The sequence below is a fragment of the Peptoniphilus grossensis ph5 genome (assembly GCF_000311825.1).
Taxonomy (GTDB): Bacteria; Bacillota; Clostridia; order Tissierellales; family Peptoniphilaceae; genus Peptoniphilus_A; species Peptoniphilus_A hominis.
Map to the genome: position 1 here is coordinate 833155 of NZ_HE978566.1, position 10617 is coordinate 843771.

Sequence of the window (10617 nt, forward strand, 5' to 3'; positions counted from 1 at the left end):
AATCTAGCTCCATATATTTCATTTCCATATACATCTACAAGGCGAGCTTGTGAATAAACTTTTATTGAAGCCGACCCAATCCAGAATTTTTCTGAACTTACATAACTTCGAATATAAAAACTAAAATTTTATGCCGGAGTAAAACTTTTCGTAGAATAATCTGATTTCAACCAAGCAAAATATTCTCCCGTTTCAGGATTGTAATAATCAATTTTTTCAACTTTATCTTCTTTTATTAGATTTTCTAATTTTTGTGATGCGGAATAGTAACTTATGTCTTTAATATAATTAGAAGTATCTTCTTCTGCAAATGCACTTATTGGAAAAATTAGTGTACTTGTAAATAGCAAAACAGCTAATATTTTAATTCTTTTAAACATTTTTACCTCCTTTTATTACTTTACTTCTTTACATATTTATTGTATAATAAAATTAAGCTAAAGTAAAGCATTAATTTACGGAGGTAAAGTATGAAAAAGCGTTTAATTTTATTTTTTTCAATTATAATCCTAACTTCTTGTAACTCTAAAACAAAAGAATCTGATAATATGACTGTAAATTTAGATGAGTTTTATAATACAAAACCTATATCTACATATATTTCATCTGTTGATTTTGTTACATCACAAAATCATACAGAAAAGGTATCAATAATTTATAATTCCTTAGAAGAACTGGAAAAAGATTTAAGTTTAAATTTTCTCCATTCTACTTTTTTTAATCACTCCGATTACGATATTATTTTTTTTAATGATGATTTTATATCTAAAATTTATTTATTTAAAAAAGATATAAATCCTTATTATTTAGGTGTTAGAAATTTGGAAAATGATAGAAGTTTAATCTTAGAAATATCGTGGAAGAATAATTTAAATCAAGAACCATATTCTCTTGAATTAATGGGTGAAAGTGAAATTATCGAAAACTATGATTTGAATTCTATAAATATCTCTTTAATTAAAGAATCGAGAGGCAAAAATATTTTTTATTCTGGTATTTTTAAGTTTAATGATATGACTTACTTTGTTAAAAATTCTGAAGATTTAGATTCTTTAAAAGATATAATTCAAGACCTAATAAATAACAAAAAGGACTGAGGGAAATTAATCCCACAGTCCTTATTTTTAATAATATTTTTCATTGATATAGTGATCTATTATTGATGTCTTCATTTGATTGTCAAAAATATTTTCTTCTTTCAAAATTCTTAAAAGCCATGGCGCCTTTGAGTGAAAGATAGCCTCCTTCTTGTCCTCTAAGACAATTTCATAGAGCTCGTTTCTCAGTGCCTTTGACTGACACTTGATGTAATAAGCCTTGGTGTTTCTAAAATCTTGTATTCTCAAAATATTTAAGACAGATCTGTCTTTAAGTTCGTAATATTTGTTTGTTAAATTTAAATAATAATTGTAGTACTTTGAATGTTTTTTTGTATTCCTAACATCTTTTGAAAGTGCCCTATAGTACTTCGCCATTACATTGTAGTATTGGTAGTTGTACATTCCCTTTTCGTAAGAATCCACCTTGATGTAGGGCCTGGCATTTCTCATTTGAAAGTAATCAAAATTTTTTTCCAAAAATTCTCTCTTGGAGAGGTCACCATTGGTGTATTGCATTATGAGAAAAGACCTGTGTTCAAAAAAATCTTCAAAAAGTCCCTTATTTTTCTTAAGTTCCACAAAGCACCATTAAATCACACTTAGAATTATTGGAATTACCATTGCAATTACAAGTAGGATTGCAATAATTCTAACCATTGTTTTTCTATCCACTTATAACACCTTATTTTCCAGTTACTTCTAGACAGTGATCTTTTAGAGATTCAGGCATATCTTCCTTTAGATAATCAACATTGATGTAAATTTCTTTATTATTTGCATCAGGAATTTTAGAAATCTTGTTGTAAAGATGTTCTAAGTCTTCAATATTAAGTGTCAATACCTTGTAAATTCCGTCAACATAAATCTTGTGCAAGTCATAGTCCATTGCAAGAAGTCCACAGATAAATCCGTAGAAACTTTCAATAGAGTTTAGTCTGTATTCAGTTGCATTAATAAGTCTTACATTGTAGTCTAAACTAAAGATGTGATCGTCATCAACTTCTACGAAAGCAATATTTCCATCGCCCTTTTTCATGTCGTCATTTGCGTTGTCGATTAACCATCTTGTCTTTCCAGAGCCTTTGCTCCCTAAAATATACTTTATCATAGTATTTCTCCTTTCACTAGATCACCTTGAGCGTATCCATTTTCATGCATAACATTAATTATATCGTCTCTAATTTTCCACCAGGAAGTATTCCAATTGCAAAAAAGAGAATTTTCATAAGGTGCTCTTCCTATTATTCTTTCCACTATTATATCATCTTTAAGATTTCTTAAAAAGAGTATAACTTTTTTCTTGTAGTCATCTAAAGAAATTGGTTCAATTTCTCCTCTTTCATACATCTTTCCAAGAGCCGTATCTTTTAAGATGTAAAGGGCGTGAATCTTAACTTCATCAATGCCAAGGACATTTAAAATTTTCGCACACTCAAGAATATCTAAGTCGTCATCCCAGGGAAGTCCAATAATAATGTGAGTGCAGACATTTAAATTTCTCTTTTTAAGCTTTAAGGCTGCATCGATAAATTCAGAAAGACCATGTCCTCTATTTAATTTTTTCAGGCTGTGATAATTTGGCGTCTGAAGACCAATTTCAACTGTCACAAAATAATTTTTGTTTAACTCTTCCAAGTAGTCTAAATGCCTCTTTGGAAGGTAGTCTGGTCTTGTGGATATGCTAACACCAACTACACCATCTATAAGAGACTCTTCAATTACTCTCTTGAAGTCCTCAAAGGGCATGTAGGTGTTGGTAAAATTTTGAAAGTAGGCAATATATTTATTGGCCTTGTATTTATTTTTTATGAGCTCTTTATTTTTTAAGAGTTGGTCTCTCACAGACCCAAAATTATTTTCGAAAGAGCCGCCTTCTTCGCCGCAAAATATGCAGCCACCCACTCCACAAGTTCCATCTCTATTGGGACAAGTTAAATCAAGTTTGACAGGCAGTTTGTAGACTTTTTCGCCAAACTTTTCCCTGAGAAAATCAGAATATTTTCTGTAAACCATTTAGAAAATTATTCTTCTTCCTCGTCGTCAAAAATTTCTTCGAAAGTCTTTGAAACTTTTTCAAATTCTTCTTCTGATTCAATTACATCAAGTTCTACTTCTTCTTCATTTACTTCTTTGTACTTGTAAATAAATACATCTTCGCCGTCTTCTTCATCTTCAGGAAGAAGTGCAATATAGTCATTTCCTTCGCATTCAAAGATTCCAAGAACTATGCACACCATTTCACTGTCGTCATCAAGTGTAAGTGTAATAGTTTCATAGCCTTCTTCTTCGTGATCGTGGTCACAACCGCAATCACAGTTTTCGTCGTGTTCATGTAATTTTTTTTCTTCGTTACTCATAATATCCTCCAAATTTTATTTTAAATTTTCTAGTATTTTTATTAAGAAATCAAATACTCTTTCTGTTGATGAAATAGAAAGGTGCTCGCCAGGTGCGTGTACTCCCTTCATATTTGGTCCAATTGAAAGCATATCGATATCGCCAATTGTTTCAACAAAGATTCCACATTCAAGACCTGCGTGAATAGCTTCAAGTTTAAATTCTTTGCCGCTTACTTCCTTGTAAGCCTTCTTTGCCACTTCTCTAAGTGGTGAATGTTCCTTATATTCCCAGGCAGGGTACTTTGTAATAATCTCTATATCTGCACCAAAATTTTCTGCTGCAATTTTACTTACAAGTCCAATATATTCCTTAGAAGATTGAACTGAAGACCTGATGTTGGAAATAATATTTACTGAATCTTCTTTGTTTTCAATTACTCCCACATTTACAGAAGTTTCAACTAAGCCTTCAATGTTTTTACTCATGGCAATTACGCCATTAGGTAGGACATTTATTAGACCAAGAATTTTATTTTTAAGCTCATCAGTAAAGGCCTTGTCGCGAGATTCCTTTGACTTTTCAAAGTTTAGTCTCACATCAGGATCAACTTTTCCAAGTTCTGTGACAAAGTGAGAGTTGAGTTCAACTATTACATCTTGAATTTTTTTGATGTCCTCTTCCCTTACTGCCACAAGGGCCCTTGCATATCTTGGAATGGCATTAGGTTTTGCTCCGCCTTCAATTTCAACTAAGTCGCCATCAACTTTTTCAAAAATTCTGTAAAGACTTCTGCCGAGAATTTTTACTGCGTTGCCTAGACCAACTTGAATTTCTTGACCAGAGTGTCCGCCCTTTAGTCCATTTACTATTATTTCATAAAGATTTTTATTTTTATCTAATTCTTTGTATTCTTTTTGTAATTTTATGAGGTCTCTTTCTGCACCAGCACAGGAAATACATCCAACGCCTTCTGTTTCAGAGTCGATGTTTAAAAGTCTTTTTGAAGTAACCATGCCTTTTTCAAGGTTAGCTGCTCCAGTCATTCCACTTTCTTCGTTGACAGTGAATAGTGCTTCAATCTTTGGATGCTTGTAGTCATCTGATTCTAAAAGAGCAAGTGTCATGGCAACAGCTATGCCATTATCTGCCCCAAGAGTTGTCTCACGAGCGATGATAAAGTCGCCATCTATTTCGTACTTAATAGGGTCTTTAGAAAAATCTATGGTGCATTCAGGAGTTTTTTCGCAAACCATGTCCATGTGACCCTGCAAAATTATGCTGTCCACATCTTCATAGCCCTCTGTGGCCTCTTTAATGATTACAACATTTCCTATTTCGTCAGTTTTATATTCCAAACTATGTTCTTTGGCAAAGTTAATTAGATAAGCCCTAATTTTTTCTTCTTCAAAGGAACATCTTGGAATTTTTGTCAATTTATCAAAATAATAAAAAATTCTGTTCTCTAATAAGGTATTTATATCTTTCATTTAAACCTCCTACTTACATTATACATGAGTATAAAAAATATTTATAGTTTAAAAAGTATAATTATCTTCAAATATTTTAATGATTTTTTCCATGCTTCTGGCATCACTTTTGTTAATTTCGCAAAGGACAGAGTTGAATTTATTTAAAGACTTGTCTAAGAGAAAGTCAATGGAAGGTCTTTCCTTAAATTCATCAATTACCTTAGATAAAAATTTATTTTCTATTTCATCTTGTTCTTCCTTAGAAAGATTTTTCTCTTCAAAAAGTTTTGTCATACAAGCCATGTACTCATATCTCACAAAAATTATAAACTCTGTAAAAATTTCTCCATAGGATTCTTGTGTAATTAGTCTTATGATTTTAAATAAAATATTCCAGTCTAAGTCGTTGTTAATAACTCTAGCCAAGACTTCTGTGGCACCCTTTGAGAAGGAATCATAATATTTGGGCTCCTTTTCACAGACAATGTACTCTTCTATGTTTAAGTCCTTGCCTGTGACAGAATTTATCTTATTTATTAAATCTATGAAATTTTCTCCATAACTTAAATCTTTATTCTTGGAAGATTTCATAAATAAAAAGTCTACGACAACATCAGTAATAGCTTTAATATTGATAAAAAGTCCAAGCTCATCGTGAATCTTTTTCGTGAAGATATCGTGAAGAATTTTAGAAAGAAGTGTCTTTAACTGACTTTCTGCTGAAATTATTTCTGAGGCATCCTGTTTTTTTACATGGTCATATAAAATCATAAGTTGCTTGTCTATCATCTTCAAGTTGTCATTAATGGAGTTCATTATTTCTCTAAAAAATCCCTCTGTTATTATGTAATTATAATTTTTATAGAGAAGCTTGTGGTCTATTTCTCCCCAAAAGACATTTACAAAGGATTTGATTTGCAGCTCAAAGCAATATATAAAGGAACCTGTGTCGTATTCTCCGTCAAGTTTGTACATTGTGAAACCATTTGCAAGGGTTTGAGGTTGAGGGTCATCTAGCTTTAGCCTAATCTTTTTATTTTTATTAGACTTGTAATAACCTCTATCAGATTTAATAGTAAAATCTTCTATGATTTTTTTATACATATCCTCTTCATCTTTTATAAAACGACATTCCACTCTAATGCCAACTAAGTCTTGAATATATTTAAATCCACGAACAGGATCAGGAAACCTCATGAAAAAATTTCTTCTAATTAATTTTTCACGAAGGGATTCCTGAGTCTTTATTCTCGTGGTAATATTTGTAAGTCTGTCGTCATCTAAAAATAAATCGGAAAAATACTTTTTAAGCTCTTTATTAACTCCAGCAAGTTCAATTTTATGATAATCAAAAAGATCTAGTACATCATCAATGTAATTAAAAAGCTCAAGTTTCATGTTCCACCTAGATATTCATCTTCACTTGGTATTTGTCTTTAAGTTCAGTGATTTTTTCGTTGTAAAGGGCTTGTTCCTTTTGTCTTCTAACTTGTGCCGCAATTTTGTCCTTCACTTCATCAAATTCTAGGTCTCTGCCTTCATTCTTTTCATTGATTTTAATAATATGGTAGCCAAATTGTGTCTTAACAGGTTCAGTAACTGTGCCAACTTCATTGTCAAAGACAGCATCTTCAAATTCCTTTACCATTTGTCCTCTAGTGAAAGTCCCAAGGTCGCCGCCCTTTTCCTTTGATGGACAAGTAGAAAATTCTCTTGCAAGAGCTTCAAAGTCTTCCCCATTTTTTATTTTTTCGTAAATTTCTTTAGCCTTGTCTTCTTCTGCAACTAAGATGTGAGAAGCATTGGCACTTTCATTTTCCTTAAAGACTTCTTTGTTGTCCTCGTAGAATTTTTTTATTTCGTCTTCACTTACTGTAACTGTGGCAAGAAGTTTGCCAAGAGCGTAAGTCTTTAGCATGCTTTCCTTAGTCTTTTCCAAAACTTGTGTAAAGTCATCTTCCTTGTCCATGCCCCTTTCTATTGCATCTTCGTATAAAAGTGCTTGGTAAACAAGTTCATTTACAACTTCCTTATTCATCTCTTCGCCGCCAAAATATTGTTTAAGTTGTGGATTTAAAGAATCTATGAATAAATTATAGTCAACTCCTGTAATTTTCTTGCCATTTACCTCTGCTAAAAGTTTTTCTCTATCCATTATTACCTCCGTAATTTATCTCAAATTATAAGTTTTCTATAAGTAATGTTACCATTTGAAAAAATTTTTTTCAACTAATAGGCTTTCAAATTGCCAAGCCTTTCTGAGACAAAAATCTAAATAAAATATAAGTTTTTTGTAAAAAATATTTTATAAATCCTTCCTAAATCCTCAGAATTTCTTAAAAAGTTTACTTTAAATTTGCCTTATGTTAAAATCAACTGAAGAGATAAAAATAATTTAAGCGCCTGAGCCCAAGTGGCTGACGAGGGATAGAGTTATCGAAAATCGGCGGATGCTCTAAAGGTTTCACAGCCTAAACATTTTACAAAAAATAAAAGCAATTTTATAACAAAATAAATGTAGTGAATCTCTAATAAATTGGAGGTAGAAATATGTGCGGAATAGTTGGATATATTGGAAAAAATAATGCAACAAAATTAGTACTAGAAGGTCTGAAAAAATTAGAATACAGGGGCTATGACTCTGCAGGCCTTTCTATGATAAGAGATAATAAACTTGTGACTTTTAAAAAGAAGGGTCGCATAAAAGTTTTGGAAGATTCCTTTGACCAAGATGAATTTTCTTCAAATATTTGCATTGGTCACACTAGATGGGCAACACATGGGGAACCAAATGAAATAAATGCTCACCCTCACCTATCAAGTGATAGAAAAATTTCTGTAGTTCACAATGGAATTATAGAAAATTACCTAGAGCTTAGAAATGATTTGACAAAAAAGGGCTACAAGTTCCTTTCACAAACAGATACAGAAGTCATCCCTAATGTTATTTCTGACAACTACAAGGGCGACATTCTTGAAGCTGTCTTTAAGTCAACAGAAATTTTAAGGGGAGCCTACAGCCTTGGCATCATAGATGAAAATGATGGCAATAGGCTCATAGCTGTGAGAAATTCTTCCCCTCTACTTTTTGCAATCTGCGAAGAAGGATACTTTGTTGCCAGTGACATTACTTCTGTCATTGAACACACAAATAAGATCATCTACCTTGAAGATGGTGATGTAGTTGACATGAGAGAAGACTCTTACACAATTTATGACAAAAACCACAAAAAAGTTGAGAGAGATATTACTGAAGTTGAAATTTCTGCAGCTGATGCATCAAAGGAAGGCTACGACCACTTCCTAATTAAGGAAATTCACGAACAACCTCGCCTACTTCGCGAAGTTATTTCAATTAAACACAAGGATTACAAGATAAATCTTCCAGCCGAAGGAAGTCTATCCCTTGATGAACTTAAAAATATCAATAAAATTTATGTGACAGCTTGTGGAACTGCCTTTCACGCAGGCGAAGCTGGCAAGTTTGCCATAGAGAATCTTGCAAAAATTCCTGTTATTTCAGAAATTGCCTCTGAATTTAGGTACAAGAATATGTTTGTAGACGACAAGTCTCTGGTAATTTTTGTTTCACAATCAGGAGAAACTGCTGACACCCTAGCAGCCCTTAGAGAAGCAAAGGCTCTTGGTGCAAAAACTCTTGCCATTACAAATGTAGTTGGCTCATCAATTTCAAGAGAAGCCGACAAGGTTGTCTATTGCTATGCAGGTCCAGAAATCTCTGTTGCATCAACTAAGGCTTACACAACACAAGTTATTTCACTCTACTTCTTGGCTATGGACATTGCCCTAAAGCTAAATAAAATCACTGAAGATGAAGTTAAAGAAATAATCGAAAACATGGAAAAACTTCCAGGACAAATTGAAGAAATTTTAAAACATAAAGACCAATTTGAAGACATCGCTGAATTAATTAAGGATGCAAAATCAATTTTCTACACTGGAAGAAGCCTTGACTATATAACTGCCAAGGAAGGAGCCCTAAAGCTAAAGGAAATTTCTTATATTCACACAGAATCCTTCCCTTCTGGCGAATTAAAACACGGTTCTATTGCCCTAATAGAAGAAGGCACACCAGTTATATCTGTTGCAACGCAAAGCTCAATTTTAGAAAAAACTATTTCTAATAACCAAGAGCTAATAGCAAGAGGAGCAACAGTAATTTCTATTGCAGAAGAAAAAAATGATTTTGTAAGAGATTCTTCTGATGTCATGATTGAAATTCCTGACACAATAGATTTACTCACACCCCTACTTGCAGTAATACCTGAACAGTTAATTGCCTACTACGCTTCAGTCCTACTAGGAAATGATGTAGATAAACCAAGAAACTTAGCAAAATCAGTTACAGTTGAATAAAGAAAAGAGCTGCCAGGTGCAGCTTTTTTTAGTTTTCATAAAGCTTTTTCGGGTATATAATGTAAAATGGAGTTGAATTTTATGAATGAGTTTATATACCTACTTATATCCCTTGTGGCGCTTTTCTTTTCCTATTTGTTTACCCTTATAGAAAATGCCTATCTCGCCCTAGGACCTGTTAAGATTTCAAAGCTTGAAGACATGGAAGTAAAGAATCTCACAATAATAAAAAAACTTGTAAAAAAAGAAAATATTTATTCTTCAACGCTTATCCTAGATTATTTTTCCAATTCCCTTACAGTCATCTTTATGTCGCTTTTTTTCTTTCATAAATGGAATCATTTTGGCATAATAATCGGAATAATAATTTCAACAATTATAGTGATAATTTTTGGGGAGAGCCTTCCTCGCAAGCTTGGCAAAAATAATTATGAAAGGATTGTGCCAAAGTACGCAAAATTTTTAAATTTTTTAATAATTTTTATGCGTCCCCTTTCCATGCTGATTAACTTCTTGTCACAAAGCATAATTAAAATAGTTATTAAGGACAAAACCTACAAGGAGCCAATTATAACAGAAGAAGACTTAATAGATGCCATGGACCTTGGCATGGAAGAAGGAATAATAAATAAAAACGAGTCTATGATGATTCAAAATGTAATTGGCTTTAAGGACAATTATGCCAAGGACATAATGACACCAAGGACAGATATTGTGGCAATTGACATTGATGATTCCTATGAAGACATTATAGAAAAAATTTCTGAATATTCTTATTCAAGAATGCCTGTCTATGAGGACAACTTGGATAATATTATTGGTATCTTAAATGTAAAAGATATTTTCCACATGGATAGGACAAAACCCCTTGCTGAAAACAAGTCTTTTTTCAAAAAGCCCTTCTTCACCTTTGAGTACAAGCCTACGGGAACACTTTTCTCCGAGATGCGACAAAATAAATTATCTGTCGCCATAGTAACTGACGAGTACGGCGGCACTGAAGGCATGATTACCTTTGAAGACATTATAGAAAAAATCGTGGGACAAATTTCTGACGAGTACGACACAGAAGAAGACGAAGACATAATAACTATCGCTCCAGGAAAATATTTAATCGACGCTTCAGTTAACATTGACGAGATCAATCAAAAGTTTGAAACAGAACTTGAGTGCCAAGAATTTGATTCCCTTGGCGGTTTTATAATCGAAAATATTGACAGATTTCCAAAATTAAATGAAGTCATAAATATCGATGGCTTAAAATTTACCATAGCAAGGAAGTCAAAAAATAGAATCGAAAAAATAATTCTTGAGTTTCCAAAAAATAAATA

At 32.5% G+C, this 10617-nt stretch carries 11 protein-coding genes; 3 read left to right on the forward strand and 8 right to left on the reverse strand.

Annotated elements, in window-relative coordinates; genetic code table 11:
• Positions 1 to 128: 128 nt before the first annotated feature.
• Positions 129 to 380: a hypothetical protein gene (locus tag HGPG_RS03950; RefSeq protein WP_019124765.1), complete on the reverse strand. Its 252-nt coding sequence runs from the start codon at positions 378 to 380 to the stop codon at positions 129 to 131.
• 90 nt (positions 381 to 470) lie between these two features.
• On the opposite strand from HGPG_RS03950, the gene HGPG_RS03955 reads away from it, so the two are divergent.
• Positions 471 to 1097, forward strand: coding sequence for a hypothetical protein (locus HGPG_RS03955; protein ID WP_019124766.1), 627 nt, complete (start codon positions 471 to 473; stop codon positions 1095 to 1097).
• A 27-nt stretch (positions 1098 to 1124) separates the two neighbouring features.
• On the opposite strand, the gene HGPG_RS03960 is transcribed toward HGPG_RS03955, so the two are convergent.
• From HGPG_RS03960 to HGPG_RS03990, 7 genes are all read right to left on the reverse strand, one after another.
• The gene (locus tag HGPG_RS03960) at positions 1125 to 1679 is read right to left on the reverse strand and encodes a DUF6648 family protein (RefSeq protein WP_019124767.1); all 555 of its coding nucleotides are present in this window, start codon (positions 1677 to 1679) and stop codon (positions 1125 to 1127) included.
• Between the two features lie 103 nt (positions 1680 to 1782).
• Entirely contained in the window at positions 1783 to 2208 is a 426-nt protein-coding gene (locus HGPG_RS03965) for a hypothetical protein (protein WP_019124768.1), read from the reverse strand.
• On the reverse strand, positions 2205 to 3113 hold the full coding sequence (gene mnmL, locus HGPG_RS03970; protein ID WP_019124769.1) for a tRNA modification radical SAM protein MnmL/YtqA: 909 nt from the start codon (positions 3111 to 3113) through the stop codon (positions 2205 to 2207). The genes HGPG_RS03965 and mnmL overlap by 4 nt, the downstream gene beginning before the upstream one ends.
• Before the next feature lie 8 nt (positions 3114 to 3121).
• On the reverse strand, positions 3122 to 3457 hold the full coding sequence (locus HGPG_RS03975; RefSeq protein WP_019124770.1) for a DUF1292 domain-containing protein: 336 nt from the start codon (positions 3455 to 3457) through the stop codon (positions 3122 to 3124).
• Positions 3458 to 3472: 15 nt separating this feature from the next.
• Entirely contained in the window at positions 3473 to 4927 is a 1455-nt protein-coding gene (locus HGPG_RS03980) for an aminoacyl-histidine dipeptidase (protein ID WP_019124771.1), read from the reverse strand.
• A 48-nt stretch (positions 4928 to 4975) separates the two neighbouring features.
• Positions 4976 to 6307: a GTP pyrophosphokinase gene (locus HGPG_RS03985; RefSeq protein ID WP_019124772.1), complete on the reverse strand. Its 1332-nt coding sequence runs from the start codon at positions 6305 to 6307 to the stop codon at positions 4976 to 4978.
• A 7-nt stretch (positions 6308 to 6314) separates the two neighbouring features.
• The gene (locus tag HGPG_RS03990; protein WP_019124773.1) at positions 6315 to 7064 is read right to left on the reverse strand and encodes a peptidylprolyl isomerase; all 750 of its coding nucleotides are present in this window, start codon (positions 7062 to 7064) and stop codon (positions 6315 to 6317) included.
• Between the two features lie 395 nt (positions 7065 to 7459).
• Between HGPG_RS03990 and glmS the strand changes: the two genes are divergently transcribed.
• Both glmS and HGPG_RS04000 read left to right on the forward strand, forming a co-directional pair.
• Positions 7460 to 9286 carry a glutamine--fructose-6-phosphate transaminase (isomerizing) gene (gene glmS, locus HGPG_RS03995; protein ID WP_019124774.1) on the forward strand — a complete coding sequence of 609 codons (1827 nt, stop codon included), beginning with the start codon at positions 7460 to 7462 and terminating at the stop codon, positions 9284 to 9286.
• A gap of 81 nt (positions 9287 to 9367) precedes the next feature.
• Positions 9368 to 10617, forward strand: a 1250-nt coding sequence (locus tag HGPG_RS04000; RefSeq protein ID WP_019124775.1) for a hemolysin family protein, incomplete at its 3' end; no start/stop codon positions are given.

What these genes read in the sequence shown, in the direction of transcription:
- HGPG_RS03950 (WP_019124765.1), bottom strand. Translation starts at nt 380, where the DNA reads ATGTTTAAAAGAATTAAAATATTAGCTGTTTTGCTATTTACAAGTACA.
- HGPG_RS03955 (WP_019124766.1), top strand. Translation starts at nt 471, where the DNA reads ATGAAAAAGCGTTTAATTTTATTTTTTTCAATTATAATCCTAACTTCT.
- HGPG_RS03965 (WP_019124768.1), bottom strand. Translation starts at nt 2,208, where the DNA reads ATGATAAAGTATATTTTAGGGAGCAAAGGCTCTGGAAAGACAAGATGG.
- mnmL (WP_019124769.1), bottom strand. Translation starts at nt 3,113, where the DNA reads ATGGTTTACAGAAAATATTCTGATTTTCTCAGGGAAAAGTTTGGCGAA.
- HGPG_RS03975 (WP_019124770.1), bottom strand. Translation starts at nt 3,457, where the DNA reads ATGAGTAACGAAGAAAAAAAATTACATGAACACGACGAAAACTGTGAT.
- HGPG_RS03980 (WP_019124771.1), bottom strand. Translation starts at nt 4,927, where the DNA reads ATGAAAGATATAAATACCTTATTAGAGAACAGAATTTTTTATTATTTT.
- HGPG_RS03985 (WP_019124772.1), bottom strand. Translation starts at nt 6,307, where the DNA reads ATGAAACTTGAGCTTTTTAATTACATTGATGATGTACTAGATCTTTTT.
- HGPG_RS03990 (WP_019124773.1), bottom strand. Translation starts at nt 7,064, where the DNA reads ATGGATAGAGAAAAACTTTTAGCAGAGGTAAATGGCAAGAAAATTACA.
- glmS (WP_019124774.1), top strand. Translation starts at nt 7,460, where the DNA reads ATGTGCGGAATAGTTGGATATATTGGAAAAAATAATGCAACAAAATTA.